Raw genomic sequence first — 24,287 nt, forward strand, 5'->3', positions numbered from 1 at the left:
CTGCACCTAGGTACACCCTTACCGGGCATCTAGCCAGATTCTCCGATGGACGCCGCGTTCCTAGCGTCGAAGGCATGAAAATCATCGAGGTCAGGAACCTGCGCAAGCAGTATCCGAAGCACCTGGCGGTCGACGATGTGTCCTTCGAGGTGGCGGATGGGGAGATCTTCGGCATCCTCGGCCCGAACGGCGCGGGCAAGACCACCACCGTGGAATGCGTGGCGGGGCTGCGGGCGCCCGACGGCGGCACCGTACGGGTGACCGGGCTGGACCCGCGGGCGGACCGGGACGAGCTGCGCCAGGTCCTGGGCATGCAGCTGCAGAGCGCGGCGCTGCCGGAGAAGATCAAGGTGTGGGAGGCCCTGGACCTGTACGCCTCCTTCTACCCCGACCCCGCTGACTGGCGGGAGCTGATGGAGCGGGTGGGCCTGGAGAGCAAGCGGAACACCGCGTTCAAGAAGTTGTCCGGCGGCCAGCGCCAGCGGTTGTCCGTGGCGCTGGCGCTGGTGGGCCGGCCGCGCGTGGCGGTGCTGGACGAGCTGACGACCGGCCTCGACCCGCAGGCCCGCAGGGACACGTGGGAGCTGATCGAGCAGGTACGCGACTCGGGTGTGACCATCGTGCTCGTCACCCACTTCATGGAGGAGGCAGAACGGCTCTGCGACCGGATCGCGCTCATCGACGCGGGCAAGGTGGTCGCCACCGACACGCCCGCCGGGCTCATCAGTCAGGTGGGCGGGGAGCAGCGGGTGCGGTTCAGGCCCTCGGCGCCCGTCGATGACGCCGTGCTGCTGGCCCTGCCCGAGGTGCGGGAGGTCACCAGGAGCGGCGGTCAGGTCGTGGTCGCCGGCACGGGCAACCTCGCCCCCGCCGTCACCCTCGCCCTGGCCCACCACCAGGTCGTTCCCGGGGATCTGCGCATCGAGCAGGCCACGCTCGACGACGCGTTCCTCGCCCTCACCGGAAGGAAGTTGTCATGAAGCTGCTCCTCGTGGAGACCAAGCTGCACCTGCGCGAATGGCCGCTGTTGTTGTTCACCCTCGCGCTGCCTGTCGCGCTCCTGGTCGTGCTGGGGCTCAGCGTCCCGGACTTCACCGCGGTGAAGCAGGGGGAGCGCTTCGTCGACACGCAGTGGCCGACCATGATGACGCTGCTGTCGCTGCTGGTGCTGACCTGCAATGTGGTGCCCGCGGTGCTGACCGCCTACCGGGAGCAGGGGGTGCTGCGGCGGATGTCCACCACCCCCATGCACCCCGGGCGGCTGCTGGGCGTGCAGCTCCTGGTCAACCTGGGCGTCGGAGCCTTGTCCACGGTGATCCTCATCGTTACCGGCGCGGTGGTCTTCGGCTCGTCGGCGCCCCGGCAGTGGGCCGGTTTCATCCTGGTCTTCCTGCTCGGCAGCGCCGCGCTGATGGCCCTGGGGCTGGTGATCGCCGCGGTCGCGCCGAACGGCAAGGTCGCGCCCGGCATCGGGTCGGCGGTGATGTTCCCGCTGATGCTCCTGGCGGGGATGTGGGTGCCGCGCGACGTCATGCCGGACGCGCTGCGGACGATCAGCGACTACTCCGTGGCGGGGCCGTTCGCCCAGGCGCTCAGGGACACCTGGGCGGGCCACGCTCCGCAGCTCTTCCACCTGGTGGTGGTGGCCGTGGGCCTGGTGGTCTTCGGCGGGCTGGCCATCCGCCTCTTCCGGTGGGAATGAGGGCGCCTGCCGTCGCCGCGGGGGCACGGCAGGCGTCAGCGCCCGGCCCAGACCGGGCGCGCGCCGGTGACGTTCGACATCAGGGAGTAGAGCGAGGAGGACGCGGTGATGAACATGCGGTTGCGCTTGAGCCCGCCGAAGACCAGGTTGGCCGTGAACTCGGGCAGCCTGAGCCGGCCGATCAGCGTGCCGTCGGGGTCATAGCAGAGCACCGCCTTGCCGGCCGCGGCCCAGACGCGGCCGGTGTCGTCGAGGCGCAGGCCGTCGTAGTTGTCGCCCTCGACGCCCTCGGCGAACACCTTGCCGCCGCCGAGGGTGCCGTCGTCGCCCACCTCGAACACCCGTACATGCCTGGCCCTCGTGTCGGCGATGTAGAGCCGCCGCTCGTCCAGCGAGAAGGCCAGGCCGTTGGGCCGGACGAAGTCGCCGGCCACGATGCGCACCTCGCCCGTCGCCGGATCGACCCGGTAGACGTGGCAGCCGTCGATCTCCTGCTCGGCGGCGACGCCCTCGTAGTTGCTGATGATCCCGTAGGGAGGGTCGGTGAACCAGATGGAGCCGTCGGAGCGGACGATCACGTCGTTGGGGCTGTTGAGCCGCCTGCCCTGCCACCGGTCGGCGATCACGGTGATCGAGCCGTCGTGCTCGGTGCGGGTGACGCGGCGGCTGCCCTGCTCGCAGGAGATCAGCCGGCCCTCGCGGTCGAGCGTGTTGCCGTTGGTGTAGCCGGACGGCTGCCGGTACGGGCCCACCGCGCCGGTCATCTCGTCCCAGCGCAACATGCGTTCGTTGGGGATGTCGCTCCAGACCAGGAAGCGGCCGGCCGGGAAGTAGACGGGGCCTTCCGCCCAGCGGGTGCCGGTGTGCAGGATCTCGACCTTGTCGTCTCCGCCGACCCCGGCGAACCGCTCGTCCAGGACTTCGAACTCAGTGGGGATCGTCATGGTCTCCACCCTACGCGGTTCGGTTTGCCGGGCATATCGCGAGATAGCATTCTGCCGTGGATGACATCGACAGGATGCTGATCGGTCTGTTGCAGGAGGACGCGACGCAGTCGTACGCGGCGCTCGGCCAGGCGGTGGGGTTGTCCAGCGGGGCGGCGCACGAGCGGGTGCGCAAGCTGCGTGAGCGCGGGGTCATCAGGCGCACCACGATCGAGGTGGATCAGGCGGCGCTCGGGCGGGCGGTGACGGCGTACGTGCTGGTGGACGGCGGGTCGTGGATGGGTGACAGCGCGGAGGGACTGGCGGGGATCCCGGAGGTGGAGGAGGCGCACGTCATCGCGGGGCCGGCGTCGGTGTTGCTCAAGGTCCGCACGGCCGGCCCGCGCGAACTCCAGGACGTGCTGCGCCGCGTCTTCCAGGTGGACGGCGTGACCGGTACGCAGACGGTCATCGTGCTGGAGACCTTCTTCGAGCGAACCCTCAAGTAATCTCCAGGTATGACGAAGGTCGCCTGGAACAGCAAGGAGCTCACGGTCGGGCAGCTCGCGGAACGCAGCGGCGTGGCCGTCTCGGCTCTCCACTTCTACGAGGCCAAGGGCCTCATCGGCAGCCGGCGTACGGCGGGCAACCAGCGCCGCTACCCCCGTGACAGCCTGCGCAGGGTCGCCTTCATCAGGTTGGCCCAGCGCATCGGCATCCCGCTGAAGGTCATCAAGGACGCCCTGGCCGAACTGCCGGACGAGCGTACGCCGACCCGCGACGACTGGGCGAGGCTGTCGGCGGCCTGGCGGGGTGAGCTGGACGACCGGATCGAGCAGCTTCAGCGGCTGCGTGACGATCTCACCGACTGCATCGGGTGCGGTTGCCTGTCGCTGGATCGCTGCCCGGTGGCCAATCCGCACGATCGGCTGGGCGACGAGGGGCCGGGCGCGCGACGCATCGACACCCGGCTCTGCCCGCCGCAGAACTGCTGCGCCACGGCCTCCTGACGCCGCGCTCAGGGCTTCTTGACCGGAGGGACGATCAGGGTCGGCCGGTGGGCGTGGTGCAGCACATGGTTGGAGACGCTGCCGAGCAGCACCGACCTGACGCCGGCCAGGCCGCGCGAGCCCGTCACGATCACCGAGGCGTCGACCTCGTCCGCCACGTCCACGATCGTCTTCCAGATCGACTCGTTGTCGGCCACCGCCCGATAGGTGACGTCCGCGAGTCCGGAGGCGATCGCCAGCTCGGCCCCTTCCTTGGCATGATGATCGGCCTGCGCGTGCGCCTCGTCCTCGGTGTCCGAGTCGAGCGCGCCCGCGGCCAGCGGGTACCTCTTGAGCTGGACCAGCAGCGGCTCCCACACGGTGACGAGGAGCGCGGGCTCGGCTGACAGGTGCTTGGCGGCGAACTCGATGGCGGCGCGCGAGTCGGCCGAGCCGTCGTAGGCGATGAGGATGGTCATGGCGTTGTTCCCTTCGCTCTCAGTCATTCGCTAGAGCACTGGAGCTGACTCGCGCCATTCCTGGGGCTGATGTCTGCTTTGTCACATCGACTAGCGCAGTTGAAACTGCGCAGTTTAGGCTGCGGATATGGATGTGGACGTGTCGGAGTCGTCGGTACGGGCCGCGCGGGACGTACGCACCGTGGTGGGCCGGCTGCGCAGGCGGCTCAAGCAGACGTACGACACCGAGGGGCTGACACCCTCGCAGACGTCGGTGCTCAGCAGGCTCGACAAGTTCGGCCCGCGGTCCACGAGCGATCTCGCCGCGGCGGAGAGGGTCAGGCACCAGTCGATGGCCGCTACCCTGCAGGTGCTGGACGAGCGCGGCCTGATAGAGCGGCACGCGGACCCCTCCGACGGGCGCCGGCAGTTGGTGTCGGTGAGCGAGAGCGGGCACGCCTTCCTGGAGGACAAGCGCCGCGCCGGGGAGGAGTGGCTGGCCCGCGCCCTGGAGGATCGCTACACCGAGCCTGAGCGGCAGGCCCTGCTGACGGCGCTGGCGCTGCTGGAAAGGCTCACCGAGGAATGATCCGCCCTCGTCGCGGGGAAGGCTTCGACCGCAGACTGCTCGCTCCGATGATCATCGGCTCGATACTGAACCCGGTCAACTCCTCGATCATCTCCGTGGCGCTCGTACCGATCGGGGTCGCGTTCGGCGCGTCGCCGTCCGAGACGGCCTGGCTCATCTCGGGGCTCTACCTGGCCACCGCGATCGGCCAGCCGGTCGTGGGGCGGCTGATCGACCTGTACGGCCCGCGCCGCCTCTACCTCATCGGCACGGCACTGACCGGGCTCGCCGGCGTCATCGGCATGTTCGCGCCGAACCTCGCCGTGCTCGTCGCGGCGCGGGTGATCCTGGGGCTCGGCACGTGCGCGGGATACCCGTCGGCGATGTACCTGATCCGCAGCGAGGCCAGGCGAACCGGGCGCGACAGCCCTGCCGGGGTGCTCACCGCGATCTCGGTCGCCACGCAGACGATCGCCGTCATCGGGCCCAGCCTCGGCGGGGTGCTCATCGGCGTGGGCGGCTGGCACACGACGTTCGCGGTCAACCTTCCGCTCGCGGCCGCCGGACTGGTCCTGGGCGCGCTGCGCCTGCCGAAGAGCACCGCCACGCCGGGATCCGGTGGCGAGCGCGGGCTCGACCTGCCGGGTATGGGGCTGTTCGGGGTCACCCTGGTGACGCTGCTGTTGTTCCTGATGAACCCGGGCCGCTGGTACCTGCCGGCCGTGGTGGTGGTCGCCGGGGCCGCCTTCGCGGGATGGGAGTTGCGGACGGCCTCCCCGTTCATCGACCTGCGGCTGTTGCGCGGCAACCTGCCGCTGGTCCTCACCTACGTACGGGCGTTGCTCGCCTACGTCGTCGCCTACTCCGTCCTCTTCGGCTACACGCAGTGGATGGAGGAGGGACGAGGGCTCTCCGCCGCGCAGGCCGGGATGGCGCAACTGCCGTTGTTCGGGGTCGCGATCGTCGTCTCGGTCGTCGCCGGGCGGCACCAGGAGGTGCGCGGCAAGCTGATGACCGGGGCCTTGGGGCAGATCGCCGCCTGCGTCCTGCTGCTCACGCTGGGCCCCGGCAGCCCGTTCTGGCTGCTGCTGGTCGTCGCCGCCGTGTTCGGTGTGCCGCAGGGGCTGAACAACCTCGCGCTGCAGAACTCCGTGTATCACCAGGCGGATCCGGAGCGCATCGGCTCCTCCTCCGGGCTGCTGCGCACCTTCGGCTATCTTGGCGCGATCACCGCCTCCGCCGCCGGCGGCGCCTTCCTCGCGCAGGGCGCCGACACCGCCGGGCTGCACCATTTGAGCTGGTTCATGCTCGGCACCGCCATCGTGTTCCTCGTGGTGACCGCGGCGGACCGCAGACTAGGCCGCGTTGGCGCGGCCGTGAATTCAACCATTGAGAGAGGTTCGTCAAACATGTCCAACACTGCGTTGCTTGTCATGGATGTTCAGCAGGGGATCGTGAGCATGGTCAAGGACGAGGGCTACGTGCCGCGGCTGGCCAAGGCGGTCGAGGCCGCGCGGGGGGCCGGGATCCCGGTGATCCACGTGGTGCTCGGCTTCCGCCCCGGCCACCCCGAGAGTGCTTCGCGCAACAAGACGTTCGGCGCGTTGCCGCCGGGGGTGTTCGTCGAAGGTGACGCCTCCGCCGCCATCCACCCCGGGGTCGAGCCACTGAAGGAGGAGACCGTCGTGACGAAGAAGCGGGTGAGCGCGTTCACCGGCAGCGACCTGTCGCTGGTGTTGCGGTCGGGTGACATCGACCACCTCGTGCTGACCGGGGTCGCCACGAGCGGGGTCGTGCTGTCCACGCTGCGCGAGGCGGCCGACCTCGACTATCAGCTCACGGTGTTGTCCGACGGCTGCTACGACCCGGACCCCGAGGTCCACGAGGTCCTCGTCGGCAAGGTGTTCGTCCGTCAGGCAGAGGTGACCACCGTCGAGGACTGGTCGGCCGCGCCGAACTGACCGCCTGTATCACTGATATCGAGGCTGGCATTACCATTGATTCATGCCTGACGTCACCGGCACCGCCGAGCCCGCGGGTGGGCGCGAGCTCACCCGCCGGCGCGTGATCGATGCCGCCGCCGACCTGCTCGCGCGCGAGGGCCGCGAAGCGGTCACCACCCGGGCCGTCGCGGCGGCGGCCGGGGTGCAACCTCCGGCGATCTACCGTCACTTCGTCGACATGGACGGGCTGCTGGAAGCGGTGGCCGAGCACGGCTACGCCACGTTCCTCGCGAGCAAACAGGTCGGCCCCGTCGTCGAGGACCCGATCGAGGACCTGTGTGCGGGCTGGGACCTGGCCGTCGAGTTCGGGCTGACCAACCCCGCTCTGTACACGCTGATGTACGGCGAGCCCCGGCGTGGCACCACGTCGGCCGCGTTCCAGGCCGGCATGCGGATTCTGCTGGGACGCATCCGCCGCCTGGCCGCCGGTGGCTGGCTCCGCGTCGACGAGCGGCTCGCGGCCCAGATCATCCATGCGACGGCGCGCGGTGCCGTGCTCACCTGGTTGTCACTGCCCGACGACCAACGCGACCAGGCCCTGCTGACCACCATGCGGGAGTCGATGGTCGCCGCCGTCACCACCGAAGAGCCCGCCGTACAGGACGCGGGGCCCGCGGGGGCGGCCAGGGCCCTGCGGGCCACGTTGCCCGAGCAGACGACGTTGAGCGAGGCCGAGCGGCGCCTGCTCAGCGAATGGCTCGACCGGCTCGCCGCCGCCCGCTAGTGCTGGGCCATGTCCACGAAGCGGCTGTAGTGGCCCTGGAAGGCGACCGTCACCGTGGCGGTGGGGCCGTTACGGTGCTTGGCCACGATCAGGTCGGCCTCGCCCGCTCGCGGCGACTCCCGCTCGTAGGCGTCCTCCCGGTGCAGCAGGATGACCATGTCGGCGTCCTGCTCGATGCTGTTGTGAACCGATATGCCGTTGGCCACGAAGTTGTGGGTGTTCAGCACTGTGGCGTCATAGACCTGCTGCTCGCCCAGGCTTTCGATCGAGGCGACCTCGTCCCAGAAGACGTCGTTCGTCGCCAGCATCTCCATTTGAGCGTCATCCAGAATCGCCGCCACCCGGCCCAGGCGCTCCCGGCTGGGTGCGTGCTTCCACAGGGTGCTGCCGCAGAACTGAGTGCCCAGTTCCACGGAAAACGCCCGATGGGTCATGCTCTTCTCTGCGAGCACGGTGCGTACGTCGTTCCACACCTCGCGCGGGACCGTGTCGAGGTTCGTGTTGCTCTTGGCTGCCAGAAGTGCCGGCATGCAGCGCGCGGCGTGCTTCGCCCGTTCGCCGTGCACGCCTACCTCTTCCAGGAATCGGAGCTGATTCTCCGAGCCGTAGACGTGGAGCTGGTATCCGGGCCGGTAGTCATCCTTCTGTGTCGTCTTGATGCGAGTCATCACGTTGAACCGAAGCAGCAGTCGCGCAACGTCGTCAATCAAGCGACGGCTCGTTGAGCTGTAGTAGATCCGCGACTGGCCGCGCTTCTCGTCCCACCACACACATCCGTCGGTTGCCCACAGGTGTTTCAGGAACAGCGCGACCTGCCTCTTCGGTAGTGAGAAAACCCCTTCCGGGATGAACTTCTCGTGGCTTCGGAGGCCGAACAGCCCGAGACCGTCAAGCCAGGCAGCGATGGGGTTGCGTTTGCCGTGCGTGAGCCGGTACGGAGCGGGGAGCCGCAGCGTGGTGACCCGCGCGGCGGCGTAGTCGTCGCGCACCACGTTGACCCCGAAATGCTTGGCCGCTTTCGTGACCTCCTCCAGGCAAGCCTCATCCTTGCTTGCGTACCGGATCGGCTGCCTCCTGACGAACGAGCCGTCTCCGATCATGTGTCCCAGCAGGATGACCTCACTGTCAGGCCACTCCTGAAGGTCCCGAGGGGCCGGGACGTGACGCGGGACGGCGAGGCGCGTGCCCGGGCCGATCTCCCCCAACGGCCGCCAGCCCTCGTAGGTCATGAAGGGATGGTTGGCCGTCGCCTTGATCTCCCGGCCCGACGTCAGCCGTAGCCTGAAGACTTCCTTCGTGCCGCTGGGGAAGACATGCGTCATGGTGCGCCGCACAAGCCGAAGGTTCTCATCCAGAGACCAGACGGGGATGTCGCGTGCGCCGGACTCCAGAAGCTCGCCCAGCGACGTCTCCGCCCCCGTGTCGGCCCTGAGGATTCGCGTATCCGCTGTCAGGCACCCCGACTCACGCAGGTCGCTGACCTGGGGGCGCTTGTCGGTGCGTTGCTCGGGGCCACGGTTGAGCTGGGAGATCGCGATGACGGGGACCTCAAGCTCCTTGGCCAGCAGCTTGATGGCACGGGAGATCTCCGAGACCTCGTTCTGGCGGCTCTCGGTCTTCTTCGGCGAGCTCATGAGCTGCAGGTAGTCGATGACCACGAATCTCAGGTCGTTGCGCTGCTTGAGCCGCCGGCACTTGGCCCTGATCTCCATCATCGACATGTTGGGCGAGTCGTCGATGAACAGCGGCGCCTCCGCCACCTCGCTCATGCGGCGGGCCAGGCGGGTCCAGTCGTCATCGGTCATCATGCCGGAGCGCATGTTGTGCAGGGCCACGCGGGCCTCGGCGGAGAGCAGACGCATGGTGATCTCGTTGCGGGACATCTCCAGGGAGAAGATGACCGTGGACATCCCATGCTTGATCGCGGCGGAACGGGCGAAGTCAAGGCCAAGGGTCGATTTGCCGATGGCGGGACGGGCGGCGACGACGATCATCTGGCCCGGGTGGAGGCCGTTGGTGAGCTGGTCGAGGTCTGCGAAGCCGGTGGGCACGCCGACCATCTGGCCGCCGCGGCTGCCGATGGCCTCCAGCTCGTCGAGGGCGCCGGGCATGATGTCGGCCAGGGGCGCGTAGTCCTCCGAGGTGCGCCGCTCCGTGACCTTGTAGATCTCGGCCTGGGCGCGGTCCACGAGGTCGTCGACCTCTTCGTTCTGGCCGCCGTAGCCGAAGGAGACGATGCGGGTGCCGGCCTCGATGAGGCGGCGCAGGATGGCCTGCTCTCGGACGATCTTGGCGTAGTAGCCCGCGTTGGCGGCCGTGGGGACGACCGCGGTGAGGGTGTGGAGATAGGCGGCGCCGCCCACCCTGGCCATCTCGCCGCGCTTCTGCAGCTCGTCGAAGACGGTGACCGCGTCGGCCGGCTCGCCCCGGCCGTAGAGGTCGGTGATGACGTCGTAGACCATCTGGTGTGCCGGGCGGTAGAAGTCGTCGGAGCGCAGGATCTCCACGACGTCGGCGATGGCGTCTTTGGACAGCAGCATGCCGCCGAGGACCGACTGCTCCGCGTCGATGTTGCTGGGCGGGGTGCGTTCGAAACCTGGGCCTCCGCCGGCCTCTTCTTCTATGCTCACCGCGCCCCCTCGAACATCTTGCAGGCGGTCGCACCACCCCCACTTGTAGTCGACCGGTCTGACAGTTTCGCGGAGTCGCGGGCAGTCGGCAACGTGGCCTGTGGACAACCCTGTGGTCAAGCTGTGCACAGTCCCGCTGAGGGTGTGAACGGCCTGTGGACGGAGCTGGGGATAACTCTTGCGGATATCCACCGAAGCCCGGCTGAGCAGGGCGAACTGTGTCCACCGGCTGTGGAGAAAAGAAAGTTGGCCCGACACGCCGTGTAATGGCCATAATGGACGAATGCTCATTACCCCCAGAGACCGGGAGATAATGCGGCTGGCTGTCCCGGCATTCGGGGCGCTGGTGGCCGAACCGCTCTTCCTGCTGGCCGACTACGCCATCGTGGGGCACGGCCTCGGCACCACGGCGGTGGGCGCCCTGGGGGTCGCCGGCGCGGTGCTGACGACGTTCGTGAGCCTGTGCGTCTTCCTCGCCTACGGTACGACCGCGTCGGTGGCGCGCCAGTCGGGGGCGGGCAACCACGCGCGGGCCATGCGCAGCGGTGTGGACGGCATCTGGCTGGCGCTGACCATCGGAGCCGGCCTGATCGTGGTGTGCTGGCCGCTGGCGCCGGCGATCGTGGAGTTGTTCGGCGCGAGCGGCACGCAGGCCGCGCAGGCCGTGACGTACCTGCGGATCAGCCTGTTCGGCGCGCCCGGCATGCTGGTCGTGCTGGCCGGGACCGGGGTGCTGCGCGGGCTGCGGGACACGGTGACGCCACTCGTGGTGGCCGTGGGGTCGTTCGCGGTGAACGCGGGGCTGAACGCCTGGTTCGTGCTGGGGCTGGGGTGGGGCATCGCGGGATCGGCCTGGGGGACGGTGCTGGCGCAGACCATGGGCGCCGTGGTGTACCTCGTGGTGGTGGCGCGGGGGGCGCGGCGGCTGGGGACGACGCTGACGCCGGGGCTGGCGGGGATCAAGCAGGCGGGTACGGCGGGGTTCGCCCTGTTCATCCGTACCGCCTGCATGCGGGTCGTGTTGCTGGCCGCCACCGTGATCGCCACCAGGATGGGCGAGTCGGAGCTGGCCGCGTACGCGCTGGCCACGCAGGTGTGGACGCTGCTCGCCTTCGCCCTGGACGCCATCGCCATCGCGGGCCAGGCCATCACCGGGCGCTCGCTGGGGGCGGGAGATGTGGAGGAGACCAAGGCGGCGACGAAGCGAATGGTGCAGTGGGGCGTCTGGTCGGGCATCGCGCTGGGGCTGCTCGTGGTGGCGGCCCGGCCGGTGTTGCCGGGGTTGTTCGACGCCGACCCGCAGGTCACGGCGTTGTTGCTGGGGCTTTTGTGGCCCGTGGCGCTCTTCCAGCCGGTGTGCGGGGTGGTGTTCGTCCTCGACGGGGTGTTGATCGGGGCCGGGGATCAGCGGTACCTGGCGTGGGCCGGGGTGTGGACGACTCTCGCGTACCTGCCCGCCGCGCTGTTCGCCGCCGGTTTCGGGGTGGTTGCTCTTTGGTGCGCGCTCGGGGTGTGGATGGCGGCACGTTTGATCACCCTCGTACGGCGGGCGTCCGGCACCGCATGGCTGGTGACCGGGGCGTGATTGTTTCGTGCTTGCCGTTGTCCAAGGGGTGAGACAGAGTGGGCGCGTTCCCTGAGCGGGGTGTGCCTTGTCCACGATTCTGCGAAAACTGCCGCCTACGGAGGCCACCGGGCTGCGCACCGGCGCCCGGCACAGCCTGGCCGAGCTCTACCGGCCCGCCGACCTGGTCGTGCTCGGTCTCGGGGTGATGATCGGAGCCGGCATCTTCAGCATCGCCGGCGAGCAGGCGGCCACCACGGCCGGGCCCGGGGTGATCATCTCCTTCATGATCGCGGGCATCGCGTGCCTGCTCGCGTGCCTGTGCTACGCCGAGCTGTCCTCCACGATGCCGACCTCCGGCAGCGCGTACACCTTCACCTACGTCATCTTCGGCGAGGTCTGGGCGTGGATCATCGGCTGGGCGCTGATCCTGGAGTTGCAGTTCGCCGCCGCGGTGGTGGCCAGGGCCTGGGGCGCGATCGCGGTCGGGGCGCTCACCAACTTCGGCCTGCGCGTCCCCAACGCGGACCTCGTCCAGGACCTGCTCGTGGTGGTGATCCTGGTGCTGCTGACCGGCATCGTGGCCCTGGGCGCGCGGATCGGGCTGCGGGCGCTGTGGGTCATGGTGTCGGCCAAGCTGCTGGCCATCGGCGCGGTCATCGTCGTGGGCCTGCCGCACATCGACGTGGCCAACTTCGGCGAGTTCTACGTGCCGCCCAAGACTCTTGACGCGGCGCCGGCGACCGTACTGGAGATCTTCTACGGGGAGAGCCAGGCGTTCGGGTGGTTCGGGGTGTTCGCGGCGGCCTCGGCGATCGCGTTCGCCTACATCGGGTTCGACATCGTGGCCACCTCGGCCGAGGAGACCGTGAACGCGCGCAGGGCCGTGCCCAGGGGCATGATCCGCAGCCTGGTGATCGCGACCGTCGTCTACCTCGCGGTGGCGCTGGTCATGATCGGCATGGTGTCGTACACGAGGATCTCCGAGGTGGGGCCGCTGGCCAGCGCGTTCCGGGCCGTGGGCGAGGGCTGGATGGCGCACGTCATCGACGCGGGCGCGGTGCTCGGGCTGACCACCGTGATCCTGGTGCTGATCGTGGGGCAGACGCGGGTGTTGTTCTCGATGGCGCGTGACGGGCTCATCCCCCACGGACTGGCCTCCGTGAGCCGCCGCTACCACACGCCCACGCGGGTGACGCTGGTGATCGGGCTCGTGGCGATCGTGCTGGCGGAGTTCGTGCCGGTGATCCAGATGCGGGAGCTCGTGGTGATCGGGACGCTGTTCGCGTTCGCGTTCGTGGCGGCCGGGGTGATCGTGATGCGGCGGCGGATGCCGGACCTGGAGCGGGGGTTCCGGGTGCCGCTCTCGCCGCTGCTGCCGGCGCTGTCGCTGGTGGCCACGCTCTGGCTCCTGGTCAACCTGCGCGTGCTGACCTGGGCCTGGTTCGCCCTGTGGATGGCCTTCGGCCTCGTCGTCTACCTCCTGTACGGCCGCCGCCACAGCCTCCTGGCCAGCCCCCAGACCCCGGCCAGGACCACACCTCACGGCCGGCACCGCCGCTAGCCCTGTTCCCGCCGGGGACGCCCAGGGGCGGCTCAGGCCCTCGGGGAGGCCCGGAGGCAGGTCAGAAGCGGCCGGACTCCAGGACGCTGCGCAGGAACTCCTGGGTACGGGGGTTCTCCGGCGAGGTGAAGATCTTGTCGGGCGGACCCTTCTCCAGCAGCACGCCGCCGTCCAGGAAGCACACGGTGTCCGAGATGTCCCGGCAGAAGCCCATCTCATGGGTCGTGAGGATCATCGTCATGCCCGACTCCTTGAGCTCCCTGACGATCCCCAGCACCTCGACCACCAGCTCGGGGTCGAGCGCCGAGGTGACCTCGTCGAGCAACATCAGCCGGGGCCGCGTGGCCAGCGCCCTGATGATGGCCACCCGCTGCTGCTGCCCGCCGGAGAGCTGGTCGGGGTAGGCGCGTGCCTTCTCCGCCAGCCCGAACCTGGCCAGCAGCCCATGCGCCTGCTCCTCCGCCTCCACCCTCGGCTTCCCGTGCACCTGCCGGGGCGCCAGCGTGATGTTGTCCAGCACGCTCATGTGCGGGAACAGGTTGAAGGCTTGGAACACGATGCCGAGCCGCCTGCGTACCTGGTCGACGTTCACACGGGGATCGGTGATCTCCTCGCCGTCGAGGTGGATGCTGCCGTCGTCCACCGTCTCCAGCAGGTTGACGCAGCGCAGCAGCGTGGACTTGCCCGAGCCGGACGCCCCGATGAGGCTCACCACCTCGTGCGGGGCCACCTCCAGGTCGATGCCGCGCAGCACGTCGTGACCGTGGAAGTTCTTCCACACCCCCTCAATAGTCAAAACGCTCATGCGCCGCGCCTCCTCCGCGTACGGGCGGCCAGGTGGTCGGTGAGCCGGGCCATGGGGATAGTGAGCAGGATGAACAGCAGTGCCGAGGCCAGGTAGGAGGTGTAGTTGAACGTGCTGGCCGCGTGGATCTGCGCCTGCCTGAGCGCCTCCATCGGCCCGATGGTGGCCACCAGCGCGGTGTCCTTCTGCAGGGAGACGAAGTCGTTCAGCAGCGGCGGCACGACCCGGCGGGTGGCCTGCGGCAGGACCACGAACCGCATGGTCTTGATGTGGCCGAGCCCGAGCGAGCGGGCCGCCGCCACCTGGCTCGGATGCACGGTCTCGATGCCCGCGCGGAACACCTCGGCCACGTACGCGCCGTACGACAGCGTCAACGCGATGATGCCCAGCGTCGCCAGGTCGGAGGGGATGCCCTGCAACCTGAGCGCCGGCAGCCCGAACCCGACCAGATAGATCACGAGAATCGTCGGCACGCCGCGGAAGACGTCGGTGTAGAGCGTGGCCAGCGCCCTGATCGGGAAGAACGCCGGCGTCTTGATGCTCCTGGCCAGCGCCACCAGCAGGCCGACGACCAGGATCAGCACCTCGGCGATCAGGAAGATCTTGATGTTGAGCAGGAACCCGCGCAGCACGTCGGGCAGCGCCAGGGCGAACTGGCCGCCGTCGAAGAACGTCTCCCGCACCCGCGGCCAGCCGGGCGAGTTGGTGACCCCCCACACGACCAGCACGAGGAAGACGATCGTGGAGGCCGTCGCGATCGAGGCCGAGCGGCGGGCGTGCGTCCTGCGTGTCCGCTCCCGCTCGACCTGCCGCTCCGACTTGACCCACTCGCTCATCGCAGCTCGGGCGCGCCGGCCGCCGAGCCGAGCCACTGCTGCTCGATCTTGGCCAGTTCGCCCTTGGACTTCAGCGCGTCGACGGCCTTGTCCACACAGGGCTTGAGCGCGCTGCCCTTCTCCATGACCAGCCCGAACTCCTCGGGCGTGCCGCCCGTCGAGCTGAACTGGCCCACGATCTTCGACTTCTCGACCTGGGCGGCCGTCACGTAGAACGCCGTCGGCAGGTCCACGACCACCGCGTCCACCTGCTTGTTCTTCAACGCGTTCACGACGTCGATCTGGTCGTTGTAGACGTTGGGGTCGTCGGCGGGCTCGATGACGTTCTTGACCGCGTCGAGGGAGGTCGTCCCCACCTGTACGCCGATCTTCGCGTCCTTCAGCTCGGCCAGGCTCTTGGCCTCGGCGTACTTGCTGCCCTCGGCGGCGACGACGGCCTGCTTGACCGTGTAGTAGCCCTTGCTGAAATCGACCGCCTTGGAGCGGTCAGGAGTGATCGAGACCTGGTTGACGTCGAAGTCGAACTGCTTCTCCCCCGGCGCGAACGCGGAGTCGAACTTCACCGAGTTCCACTGCACCTCAGTACGGTCGAACCCCAGCTCCCCCGCCACGGCGAACGCCACCGCGCTCTCGAACCCCTGCCCGTTGCTCGGATCGTCATCCTTGAACCAGGGCTCGAAGGCGGGCTTGTCGGTCCCGATGGTCAGCTTTCCTGGGGTGATCAGCGCCAGCTGCTCCTTGGCACAGGCGGTGGACGTAGTCGGGGCGGCTGTGGTGGCCGTGTCATCGACCGGCGCGCAGCCGACGAGCGCCACGGCCAGCGCGAGCAGCATCAAGGGACGGGCCATGGCCGTGCCTCCAGGGGGATGTGCGAAAGAACGAACGCATTCTACGCCGCCCGTATAGGAAATAACGTCCTAGGGTGCCTCTCACCACGGCAATCGGCCCACGTGGGCTCGCGTGACGGCGGTCAGCCGGTGAAGGGGTCAGAGGCCGTTTCCTGGAAGGTCATCAGCCGGAGTGCGGCGGGTGGTCGGCCACGGCTCGCCGTAACAAAGGAAAAGACCCCCGGCGCAGCGGGGGCCTTTCCAAAAAACGATCAACCAGCAACAACCTCAACATCCACGGAAGCGGAGACCTCCGGGTGGAGTTTGACGGTGATGCGGTGGGAGCCGACGCTCTTGATCGGGTTGACGATCTCGATGCGGCGGCGGTCGAGGATCGGGCCACCGGCGGCCTTGACGGCCTCGGCGATGTCGCCCGTGGTGATCGAGCCGAACAGGCGGCCGGAGTCGCCCGCGCGGGTGGTCAGGCGGACGCGCAGCGCGCCGATCTGGCCGGCGACCTCCTTGGCGGTGCCGAGGTCGCGGATCTCACGGGCGTCGCGTGCCTTGCGGATCGTCTCGATCTGCTTCTCGGCCCCCCGCGTCCAACGCATGGCGTAGCCGCGCGGGATGAGGTAGTTACGGCCGTAGCCGTCCTTGACCTCGACGATGTCGCCAGGAGTGCCGAGGCCGGAGACCTCGTTGGTGAGGATGAGCTTCATATCGACAGTCCTCCCTAGCGCGCGGTGCTCGTGTAAGGCAGCAGAGCCACCTCACGGGCGTTCTTGATCGCGGTCGCCACGTCACGCTGGTGCTGGGTGCAGTTGCCCGTCACCCGGCGCGCACGGATCTTGCCGCGGTCGGAGATGAACTTCCGCAGCAGCGCCGTGTCCTTGTAGTCGACGTAGGAGATCTTGTCGTGACAGAACAGGCAAACCTTCTTCTTGGGCTTGCGCAGTGCCGGCTTGGCCATCGTGGTGCTCCTTTCAGAGCCCCGCCTTGAGGGCGGGAATGGACTCGGGCTTGTGAACTGGATTTAGAAAGGCGGTTCGTCGCTGAAGTCGTTGCCGCCGCCGCCGCTGCCGCCGAAGCCGCCGCCGCCGCCCTGCTGCTGACCGCCGCCGCCGCCGAAACCGCCGCCACCGCCACCGCCCTGGAAGCCGCCACCCTGAGGCGCGGCGGGCGTCGCGGAGGCCCACGGGTCGTCGGCGGGACCGCCACCGAAGCCGCCGCCGCCACCGCCGCCACCCTGACGGGAGGTGCGGTTGACCTTGGCGGTGGCGTTACGCAGGGACGGGCCGACCTCGTCGACCTCGACCTCGTAGACCGTGCGCTTCTCGCCTTCCTTGGTCTCGTAAGACCGCTGCTTGAGCCGCCCCTGAACGATGACCCGCATGCCGCGCTGGAGGCTCTCAGCGGCGTTCTCCGCCGCCTGCCGCCACACGTTGCAGGTCAGAAAGAGGCTCTCGCCATCCTTCCACTCGTTGGTCTGTCGATCCATGAACCGCGGAGTGGACGCGATGCGGAATCGAGCCACCGCTTGCCCCGTCGGGGTGAAGCGCAGCTCCGGGTCGTCGACCAGGTTGCCGACGATGGTGATTACGGTGTCGCCTGCTGCCATGGCTAGCGCTCGCCTTCCTGCACGCCTTCGCTTGGGTTACGGCTCAGAGTACGGGGCTCCTCCGACAAAAGCCGGAGGGTCAGTGCGCGTCCGGACGCAGGACCTTGGTACGCAGGATGCCCTCGTTGAGGTTCATCTGCCGGTCGAGCTCCTTGACCGTCGCGGGCTCCGCGGACAGGTCGATGACGGCGTAGATGCCTTCGGACTTCTTGTCGATGTCGTAGGCGAGACGGCGACGGCCCCAGACGTCGACCTTCTCCACGTTGCCGCCGTCATTGCGGACCACCGTGAGGAACTGGTCGAGGGACGGCGCCACAGTGCGCTCATCGAGCGAAGGGTCCAGGATGACCATTACTTCGTAACGACGCATGCGGAACTCCAACCTCCTCTGGACTCTTGCGGTCACGACACTCTGCCGTGACAGGAGGACGCTGCGTCTCAGCCCAGGCCGCCCCTTTCGGCGCCCCGGGAGGATGGATCACCCATCACAACGCAGCGTGCACCAGGTTACCAGCCGCGAGTAGGTGGGAAGGCCTGTAGGAAACCTAGGGGGTGGTGGTTGTGCCACATGTGCTTCAACCCGCCGACAGGGAGCGGTTCAGGCTCACGCTCAACACGGACGGACGTTCGCACCCGGTCGAGAACGTTCTGGCCATCGTCACGCTCGCGTGCGGCGTGGTCGCCTTCGTCTCGACATTCTGGACCTCCGCGCACATGATCGCGTCGTGGGCCGGCACGCTGGGCTTCGGCATGGGTCTCTATTCGCAGTACATCTCGGCGACGACGCCGCAGCGCTCGCTCAACATCATCGGGCTCGTCGGATCGTTCGTGGGAGCCGCGCTGGGCATCGCCCACGGCGGTTTCCTTCCCCATCCATGAGCAACGGCCCCGGCGTGGGCGCGCCCGGGGCCGCTTCGATATGTGACTCAAGCGCCGATGTGCAGATCTATGCCGAGCAGGACCAGGAACCAGAGGAACACCGCGAGCAGCGCCTCAGCGAGGTCCCTGAGCAGTCCTGGCGTGATGTAGTCGTACACCCACGCGATGTAGATTCCCACGATGACATAGATCAGGACGATCAGCGCTCGTAAGCGCCAGCGGCTCATATGGTTCTCCTCGAGATCGGGGGCGCCAGCCGACTGCCCCGGAGCGCCCCCGTGAAACGCTCCGCTGGTCATGCGCCACTCCGGATAACCTTGCTGACATGGTGCGTATCGGAGCTCATGTCGACCAGGACGACCCCGCCGCTCACGCCGCGGAGGTGGGGGCCGAGGTGGTGCAGTTCTTCCTCGGCGACCCGCAGGGCTACGACAAGCCCGTGCTGCCCGCCAAGCCGGTCGAGGGTGTGGACATCTACATCCACGCCCCCTACCTGATCAACGTCGCGACCACCAACAACCGCATCAGGATCCCCAGCCGCAAGCTGCTCGACCAGCATCTGAAGGCGGCCGCCGGGCTCGGCGCCAAGGGCCTGATCGTGCATGGCGGCCACGTCAACAAGAGCGACGATCCGCAGACCGGGTTCGACAACTGGCGCAAGGTGTTCGAGCGCATGGAGTGCCCCATACCCGTGCTCATCGAGAACACCGCGGGCGGCGGCAACGCGATGGCGCGCAAGCTGGAGCGCATCGCCCGCCTCTGGGAGGCGCTCGACGGGTTCGACGTGGGCTTCTGCCTCGACACCTGCCACGCCCACGCGGGCGGCGAGGAGCTGGTCGACGTGGTCGACCGGGTCAAGGCCATCACCGGCCGCATCGACCTCGTCCACTGCAACGACTCGCGCGACGACTTCGACTCGGGCGCCGACCGGCACGCCAACCTGGGCCAGGGGAAGATCGACTCCGAGCTGATCCTGGCGGTCTGCCGCGCTGCCGGGGCGCCGATCGTGGTGGAGACGCCAGCAGAGGGCCAGGCCGACGACATCGCCTTCCTGAGGAAGAACCTCTAGCGAATACACACAGCCTGTGGATAACTTCCCTGGATTACCGAGACGGAAAAGTGGGTAAGGCGTCAGCCCGCCCACGCGCCGCTGAGGAACCGACCGGCGTTGACCAGCATCAACGGCCCGGAAATAAGGGCATAAAGCACGATCACCCACGTCCGCCTGGTCGCGACCTTGGCGATCAGCACCCACAGCGGAAACCACAACAGCAGCGAACGCGGGATCGACAGGTAATACGCCGACGTCATCAGCGCCGCCGCCTGGGTGCCTGTGTACACCGCCTCGCTCCACCGGCGCAGCGCCAGCAACCAGACCAGCCCGGCCACGACCACCACGGCCCCGGCGATCTCCATCCGGAAGGCCACGGCGAAGTCGCCGGAGCCCATGGCCGAGTTCCAGGTCGTCCGCCACGCCTGCCAGGGCCAGGCGAAGTCACGTCCCCAACCGGCCTCCTGGGCGTGCTTCCAGGCCAGCCAGTCACCGGTCCTGCCGTAGTGGTAGTACGAGTACGCCACCAGCGGAACGAACGGCACCACCAGCCACCCCGCCCGCCGCGGCGACTCCTTGCGCGTCACGAACTCGACCACGAGCGCGATCGCCAGGAACAACCCCGTGATCCGCACGCACGAGGCCCCCGCCGCCAGGAACCCGGCCGCCGACCAGCGCCCCTGCCGGGCGGCCAGCCAGGCGGGGATCGCGAAGGCCAGGAAGAGCGACTCGCTGTAGCCCGCGGACAGGAACACCGCCATCGGGAAGAACAGCACGGCCAGCACGGCGATCCAGCCCGAGGCGCCCTCGACCTCGGCCAGCCTGGCCAGCGCCATCATGGCCACCGCCCCCGCGACCAGCGAGACCAGCAACCCGGCCGCCGCCCAGTCCGGCACCACGAGGTGCACGAGCCGCAGCGCCGCCGGCAGCCCGGGGAAGAAGGCGGGCAGCCCGTCGTCCGGCGGCCTGCCCGGTTCGCCGTCGTAGCCGTACTGGGCGATCGTGATGAACAGCGTGGCGTCCCACTTGCGCCACCTGTCGGCGTACTCGGCCAGCGTCGCCCCGAGCAACGTCGCGACCAGCAGCCCGGCGCGCGAGCCGAACCAGAGCAGCAGCGCGTCCCGCCCGGTCGAGCGAGTGATCATTTGACGAGGGAGGCCAGGGTGAACCGGTCGGGAGCCTTGTCGAAGACACCTCCGGCCTGGTCGTCGATGTCGGCCTGGCGTACCACGTCCTTCTCCGGACGCAGGATGTCACGCACCACGAACGCCATCATGAGCCCGATGGTGATGATCCGCCCCCAGACGGCGGTGAAGTATGTGTTGTCCCCGATGCCCAGGTCGTCCCGCCCGAGCTGCTCGGTGAGCAGGTAGAGCCAGATCGCGACGAAGTACCAGATCTCGGCGAGCTGCCACAGGACCAGCGACTTCCAGTTGGGCCTGGCCAGCACCGCGAACGGCACCAGCCACAACACGAACTGCGGCGACCACACCTTGTTCGTCATCATGAACGCGGCCAGCGCCAGGAAACAGATCTGCGCCAGCCTGGGCCGGCGCGGCGCGGCCAGCGTGAGCGCGGCGATGCCCGCGCACATGATCACCAGCGCCGCCATGCCCAGGGTGCTCACGTCGCCGTCGCCCAGGATCGGCCAGCCCTTGTTCTGGAAGAACAGCCACGCCGAGCCCCAGTCCACCCCGCGTTCCTGGGAGAAGACGTAGAACCTGCGCCAGCCGTCCCATGCGAAGATCATGAACGGCAGGTTCACCGCCAGCCACGCCGCCGCGGCCGACCCCATGGTGATCAGGAACGGCCGCCATCGCGCCGTACGCAACGTCAGCAGGAACAACGCGCCCACGAACATCAGCGGATAGAACTTGGTCGCGATCGCCAGCCCCAGCAGCACTCCCGCCGGCACCTGCAGACGTCGCTTCCAGGCCAGCAGCATGCCCATGGACAGCGCGCCCGCGACCAGGTCCCAGTTGATGTAGGCGGCCAGCACCACCGCGGGCGAGATCGCGTACCAGAGCGGGTCCCAGCGCCGCGTCGGGCCGGCCACCGCGGCCATCAGCAGGACACCGGCCACGAGGCTGAGGCCGAGCAGGATCACCGTCAGGTCGTAGAAGCGCACCCCCTGCGCGACCTGGTCGCGCTCCAGCGCCCGCGAGAGCCAGCCGATCACCTGCATGACCTCGCCCAGCACCACCGGGTACTCGACCTGCTTGTCGAACGGCACGTTGGCGAAGTACGGGTTCTGGGTGGCCAGCTGCCGGTCGAAGTAGAGGGGGTAGATGTCGGTGTAGCAGAAGTTCGTGTATGTGGTGACCTGGTCGTTCCAGCCGCCGGTACGGCACGGCAGGCGCACCACGTACGCCAGGCTCGCCCCCAGCAGCGCGAACAACCCCAGGGGCAGGTACGGAACGGCACGCGCCACCCAGGGGACGCGTGCCTCCGTGCTCGTCACTGGTCCTCTGGCCTGGTGGACATCGGCCGTGACCCGCTGGATCTCGGTTCTGGAACGGAGCCAGGGCCCGCGAGCCCCACGTCGCCGCCGGTGTCGGGGACGCCGCCGCCGTCGTCGATGTTCGGCTCACCGTCGGGGACGGAGCCGTTGTCGTTGTCACAGTCGATGAGGCAGTCCTCGTTGCCGCTCCCGTCATCGAACGGGTTGTCGGCGTCGAACGGGTTGTCGTCCGCGCTCGGCGTCGGGGTCGGCTTGGGCGCCGGGCTCGGCACGATGTTCTCCGCCGACCCGACGTCGGCCCGGTCCGGGAACTGCTCGACGGGCAGCCCCTCGTGCGCCAGCTGCATGAACTTCTGCCAGGCGATCGTGGGCGGACCCGCGCCCTCGAAACCGAGCGACACTTCCTTGGAGGTCGTGTACGGCTTCTGCGGGGTGTACTTCTTGCTGGTCCCGCGCGCCCACGGGCAGTTGGAGTGCTTGGGCGCCACGGTCTTGCCGGTCTTGGTCACGCACTGCTCGCGGTAGAAGCCGACCGCGGTGGAGATCTGCGGTGTGTAGCCGACGAACCAGGCTTCCTTCTCGTCGTTGTTCGTGCCGGTCTTGCCGGCGGCCGGCCTGGTGCCCAGGCCCTTGCCCGCCGCGGTGCCCGTCTTGAGCACCTCCTGCATGGCGATCGTGGCGTCGGCGGCGACGCCCGCGTCGATGACCGACTTGGACGTGGTCTGCTCGCCGAAGGCGACCTCGCCGTTCTGCTTGACCTGGCGCACCACGTGGTAGCGGGTGTACTTGCCACCGTTGGCGAAGATGCTGTAGCCGGCCGCCTGTTCCACCGGTGTCACCAGCGCGCTGCCGATCGCGAACTGGTAGTGGTGCACCTTGACGTCGTCTTCCATGCGCTGCTGGTTGAAGCCCGCGGCCTCGGTCAGGTTCTTGACGTCGTCGAGCTTGTTCGGCAGCGCGAAAGCCATCGACACGTACGCCGTGTTGACCGACTGGGCCGTGGCCTTGACCACGTCCACGGCGGCGCCGACGTTGTGGCTGTTGCCGAAGCCGCCCTGCTGCTGGCCCGGCAGCTCCTTCGGGACCGTCTGGTTGCCCGGCACGAAGCTCTTGAGCGAGTAACCGGCCTGCAGCCAGGCCGCCAGCACGTACGGCTTGAACGCGGACGCGGCCTGCTTCGTCGACTGGAAGGGCTCGTTCCACGGGTCGGTGACAGCGTCGTCACCGCCGTAGAAGGCCAGCACGCGACCGTTCTTGGGGTCCACCGCGGCCAGTCCGCCGTGGTACTCGGTGGACAGGTTGTTCGCCTGCATCGTGCTCTTCACCGCGACCTGCGCGGCCTTCATGAGCTTCTTGTCGAAGGTCGAGACGATGTCGTAGCCGCCGCTCTTGACCGCCTCACGGGTCAGGCCGCGCGTCTCCAGCTCCTTGAGCACCTCCTCGACCATGTAGCCGTTGAGGCCGGACATGCTGTCGTCCTCGACCTTCTTCAGCGTCTTGGGGAACTTGGCGGTCTGCGGGAGCTGGCCGTACTTCTGCGGCCACATCTCGGCCATGTTCTTGATGACCTGGTTGAAGCGGTATTTGAGCCCGGGGTCGTCGGGGGCCCAGTTCGGCTGCTGGATGCGCGCGGCGAGGTAGGCGCCCTGCTCGGGGGTCAGCTTGGCGGCCGTGGCCCTCTTGCCGAAGTATGCCTTCGCGGCGGCCTCGACGCCGTAGGCCCGGCCGAAGTTCACGGTGTTGAGGTAGGTCGCGAGGATGTCCTCCTTGGACATCGTCTCGTCGAGTTTGACCGCGACGAAGATCTCCATGATCTTCCGCTTGATGGAGACTTCCTGGCTGAGGCCGTCGTAGTAGCCGCGGGCCATCTGCTGGGTGATCGTCGAGGCGCCCTGGAGCTGCTGCCCGGTCGCCGTCATCCACGCCGAGCGGAACATGCCGGAGATGGAGATGCCGGAGTCCTCGTAGAACGTGTCGTTCTCGATCGCCACCGCGCCGTCCTTGACGCTCTCGGCCATCTCGGTGATGCCGACGTTGTCGCGCTTGAAGCCGAGCTTGGCGATGACGGTCTTGCCGTCGCGGTAGTAGATGGTGCTCTGCTGGGCCGTCGCGTCGGCCTGGGCCGTGGTCGGGACCGGGGTGTTGGCGTACGCGACCATGATCATGCCGAAGAGGCCGGCCGTGAGCACCACGGCGCTGACCATGACGATCTTCCAGCTCGGCACGAACCTGCGCCAGCCGCCCCGGCCGTCGCCGTCCTTCTTCGTCGGCGGACCGGGAGGTTCGGGGGGCTGCCCCGAGCCGCGCCGGCGCGAGCGCCTCGGCGCGTCGCTGACCATGGTCTCCTGGTTACCCACCGTGCGCGTGTCCTGCCGGTCCTGCCGGGCCCGCGAGCGCGGCGGCGGCTCCTGCCCGTGCTCCGCACGGCTCCGCCGCGGCTCGGCGCGGCGGGGACCGGACTCGTCGTGCGGCTGCGCGGCCATGGCGCCGGTCTGCTCGTACGCGGCCTCCGCACGACGTGGCGGCGGTTGCGCCGCGCCCCAGCCCGACTCCCCGGTTTGGGGCGCGGGACCCTGGGGCAAAGAACGGGATGAGCTGGAGCGACGGCGCCTCCCCGGGCGACCCGTCCCCTCATTCATGCTGTTACTCACACGTCCTCGCAACGTCGTCGGAACAATAACGGCG

25 protein-coding genes are annotated in these 24,287 nt (G+C 68.6%); 11 read left to right on the top strand and 14 right to left on the bottom strand.

Going from position 1 to position 24,287, the window contains the following annotated elements:
• Window positions 1–74: 74 nt before the first annotated feature.
• Entirely contained in the window at window positions 75–980 is a 906-nt protein-coding gene (locus tag ACFPZ3_RS04805; RefSeq protein ID WP_379512703.1) for an ABC transporter ATP-binding protein, read from the top strand.
• The gene (locus ACFPZ3_RS04810) at window positions 977–1,702 is read left to right on the top strand and encodes an ABC transporter permease (protein ID WP_379512704.1); all 726 of its coding nucleotides are present in this window, start codon (window positions 977–979) and stop codon (window positions 1,700–1,702) included. The genes ACFPZ3_RS04805 and ACFPZ3_RS04810 overlap by 4 nt, the downstream gene beginning before the upstream one ends.
• 35 nt (window positions 1,703–1,737) lie before the next feature.
• Here the strand turns inward: ACFPZ3_RS04810 and ACFPZ3_RS04815 are convergent, their stop codons facing one another.
• Complete coding sequence (locus ACFPZ3_RS04815) at window positions 1,738–2,646, bottom strand: SMP-30/gluconolactonase/LRE family protein (RefSeq protein WP_379512705.1); 909 nt, start codon at window positions 2,644–2,646, stop codon at window positions 1,738–1,740.
• 56 nt (window positions 2,647–2,702) lie between these two features.
• Here ACFPZ3_RS04815 and ACFPZ3_RS04820 point away from each other — a divergent pair, with 56 nt between their 5' ends.
• Together ACFPZ3_RS04820 and soxR are read left to right on the top strand one after the other, a co-directional pair.
• Window positions 2,703–3,134 (top strand): Lrp/AsnC family transcriptional regulator, encoded by a 432-nt coding sequence (locus tag ACFPZ3_RS04820; RefSeq protein WP_379512706.1) that lies wholly within the window; start codon window positions 2,703–2,705, stop codon window positions 3,132–3,134.
• A gap of 9 nt (window positions 3,135–3,143) precedes the next feature.
• Window positions 3,144–3,635, top strand: coding sequence for a redox-sensitive transcriptional activator SoxR (gene soxR / locus ACFPZ3_RS04825; RefSeq protein WP_379512707.1), 492 nt, complete (start codon window positions 3,144–3,146; stop codon window positions 3,633–3,635).
• Window positions 3,636–3,643: 8 nt separating this feature from the next.
• Here soxR and ACFPZ3_RS04830 read toward each other — a convergent pair whose 3' ends face one another.
• Window positions 3,644–4,120, bottom strand: coding sequence for a universal stress protein (locus ACFPZ3_RS04830; RefSeq protein ID WP_379512708.1), 477 nt, complete (start codon window positions 4,118–4,120; stop codon window positions 3,644–3,646).
• Window positions 4,121–4,220: 100 nt separating this feature from the next.
• Here ACFPZ3_RS04830 and ACFPZ3_RS04835 point away from each other — a divergent pair, with 100 nt between their 5' ends.
• From ACFPZ3_RS04835 to ACFPZ3_RS04845, 3 genes are read left to right on the top strand one after another with little or no spacing between them, the layout of a single operon-like run.
• Window positions 4,221–4,661: a MarR family winged helix-turn-helix transcriptional regulator gene (locus tag ACFPZ3_RS04835; RefSeq protein WP_379512709.1), complete on the top strand. Its 441-nt coding sequence runs from the start codon at window positions 4,221–4,223 to the stop codon at window positions 4,659–4,661.
• Window positions 4,658–6,601, top strand: coding sequence for an MFS transporter (locus tag ACFPZ3_RS04840; RefSeq protein ID WP_379512710.1), 1,944 nt, complete (start codon window positions 4,658–4,660; stop codon window positions 6,599–6,601). The genes ACFPZ3_RS04835 and ACFPZ3_RS04840 overlap by 4 nt, the downstream gene beginning before the upstream one ends.
• A 43-nt stretch (window positions 6,602–6,644) precedes the next feature.
• A complete protein-coding gene (locus ACFPZ3_RS04845) occupies window positions 6,645–7,367 on the top strand; it encodes a TetR/AcrR family transcriptional regulator (RefSeq protein ID WP_379512711.1) in 723 nt (240 codons plus the stop codon).
• Here the strand turns inward: ACFPZ3_RS04845 and ACFPZ3_RS04850 are convergent.
• Window positions 7,364–9,997 (bottom strand): replicative DNA helicase, encoded by a 2,634-nt coding sequence (locus tag ACFPZ3_RS04850; protein WP_465263539.1) that lies wholly within the window; start codon window positions 9,995–9,997, stop codon window positions 7,364–7,366. The two genes, ACFPZ3_RS04845 and ACFPZ3_RS04850, sit on opposite strands and share 4 nt — an antisense overlap.
• Window positions 9,998–10,280: 283 nt before the next feature.
• Here ACFPZ3_RS04850 and ACFPZ3_RS04855 point away from each other — a divergent pair, with 283 nt between their 5' ends.
• Window positions 10,281–11,582 (top strand): MATE family efflux transporter, encoded by a 1,302-nt coding sequence (locus tag ACFPZ3_RS04855; RefSeq protein WP_379512713.1) that lies wholly within the window; start codon window positions 10,281–10,283, stop codon window positions 11,580–11,582.
• Between the two features lie 67 nt (window positions 11,583–11,649).
• Entirely contained in the window at window positions 11,650–13,125 is a 1,476-nt protein-coding gene (locus ACFPZ3_RS04860) for an APC family permease (protein WP_379512714.1), read from the top strand.
• A gap of 61 nt (window positions 13,126–13,186) precedes the next feature.
• Here ACFPZ3_RS04860 and ACFPZ3_RS04865 read toward each other — a convergent pair whose 3' ends face one another.
• The 7 genes from ACFPZ3_RS04865 to rpsF all read right to left on the bottom strand — a co-directional run bounded on the left by ACFPZ3_RS04865 (window position 13,187) and on the right by rpsF (window position 17,581).
• Window positions 13,187–13,930: an amino acid ABC transporter ATP-binding protein gene (locus tag ACFPZ3_RS04865; protein ID WP_379512715.1), complete on the bottom strand. Its 744-nt coding sequence runs from the start codon at window positions 13,928–13,930 to the stop codon at window positions 13,187–13,189.
• On the bottom strand, window positions 13,927–14,766 hold the full coding sequence (locus ACFPZ3_RS04870; RefSeq protein WP_379512716.1) for an amino acid ABC transporter permease: 840 nt from the start codon (window positions 14,764–14,766) through the stop codon (window positions 13,927–13,929). Before ACFPZ3_RS04870 ends, ACFPZ3_RS04865 begins: the two co-directional genes overlap by 4 nt.
• Window positions 14,763–15,614 carry an ABC transporter substrate-binding protein gene (locus ACFPZ3_RS04875; protein ID WP_379512717.1) on the bottom strand — a complete coding sequence of 284 codons (852 nt, stop codon included), beginning with the start codon at window positions 15,612–15,614 and terminating at the stop codon, window positions 14,763–14,765. The genes ACFPZ3_RS04870 and ACFPZ3_RS04875 overlap by 4 nt, the downstream gene beginning before the upstream one ends.
• A gap of 251 nt (window positions 15,615–15,865) precedes the next feature.
• Window positions 15,866–16,312, bottom strand: a complete 447-nt coding sequence (gene rplI / locus ACFPZ3_RS04880; protein ID WP_379512718.1) for a 50S ribosomal protein L9 — start codon at window positions 16,310–16,312, stop codon at window positions 15,866–15,868.
• Between the two features lie 14 nt (window positions 16,313–16,326).
• Complete coding sequence (gene rpsR, locus ACFPZ3_RS04885; protein ID WP_020543048.1) at window positions 16,327–16,563, bottom strand: 30S ribosomal protein S18; 237 nt, start codon at window positions 16,561–16,563, stop codon at window positions 16,327–16,329.
• Between the two features lie 63 nt (window positions 16,564–16,626).
• A complete protein-coding gene (locus ACFPZ3_RS04890) occupies window positions 16,627–17,211 on the bottom strand; it encodes a single-stranded DNA-binding protein (RefSeq protein WP_379512719.1) in 585 nt (194 codons plus the stop codon).
• A gap of 79 nt (window positions 17,212–17,290) precedes the next feature.
• Window positions 17,291–17,581 carry a 30S ribosomal protein S6 gene (gene rpsF, locus ACFPZ3_RS04895; RefSeq protein WP_379512720.1) on the bottom strand — a complete coding sequence of 97 codons (291 nt, stop codon included), beginning with the start codon at window positions 17,579–17,581 and terminating at the stop codon, window positions 17,291–17,293.
• A 191-nt stretch (window positions 17,582–17,772) separates the two neighbouring features.
• Between rpsF and ACFPZ3_RS04900 the strand changes: the two genes are divergently transcribed.
• Window positions 17,773–18,090 carry a hypothetical protein gene (locus tag ACFPZ3_RS04900; protein ID WP_379512721.1) on the top strand — a complete coding sequence of 106 codons (318 nt, stop codon included), beginning with the start codon at window positions 17,773–17,775 and terminating at the stop codon, window positions 18,088–18,090.
• A gap of 47 nt (window positions 18,091–18,137) precedes the next feature.
• Here the strand turns inward: ACFPZ3_RS04900 and ACFPZ3_RS04905 are convergent, their stop codons facing one another.
• Window positions 18,138–18,317, bottom strand: a complete 180-nt coding sequence (locus ACFPZ3_RS04905; RefSeq protein ID WP_379512722.1) for a hypothetical protein — start codon at window positions 18,315–18,317, stop codon at window positions 18,138–18,140.
• A gap of 98 nt (window positions 18,318–18,415) precedes the next feature.
• On the opposite strand from ACFPZ3_RS04905, the gene ACFPZ3_RS04910 reads away from it, so the two are divergent.
• Window positions 18,416–19,159: a deoxyribonuclease IV gene (locus ACFPZ3_RS04910; protein WP_379512723.1), complete on the top strand. Its 744-nt coding sequence runs from the start codon at window positions 18,416–18,418 to the stop codon at window positions 19,157–19,159.
• 62 nt (window positions 19,160–19,221) lie between these two features.
• Here the strand turns inward: ACFPZ3_RS04910 and ACFPZ3_RS04915 are convergent, their stop codons facing one another.
• Genes ACFPZ3_RS04915 through ACFPZ3_RS04925 form a run of 3 tightly spaced genes read right to left on the bottom strand, consistent with a single transcriptional unit; the run spans window position 19,222 to window position 24,184 of the window.
• On the bottom strand, window positions 19,222–20,286 hold the full coding sequence (locus ACFPZ3_RS04915) for a mannosyltransferase family protein (protein ID WP_379512724.1): 1,065 nt from the start codon (window positions 20,284–20,286) through the stop codon (window positions 19,222–19,224).
• Entirely contained in the window at window positions 20,283–21,602 is a 1,320-nt protein-coding gene (locus tag ACFPZ3_RS04920; protein WP_379512725.1) for a glycosyltransferase family 87 protein, read from the bottom strand. The genes ACFPZ3_RS04915 and ACFPZ3_RS04920 overlap by 4 nt, the downstream gene beginning before the upstream one ends.
• Window positions 21,599–24,184, bottom strand: a complete 2,586-nt coding sequence (locus tag ACFPZ3_RS04925) for a transglycosylase domain-containing protein (protein WP_379512726.1) — start codon at window positions 24,182–24,184, stop codon at window positions 21,599–21,601. The genes ACFPZ3_RS04920 and ACFPZ3_RS04925 overlap by 4 nt, the downstream gene beginning before the upstream one ends.
• Window positions 24,185–24,287: the final 103 nt, after the last annotated feature.

This window comes from Nonomuraea insulae, from assembly GCF_042656245.1.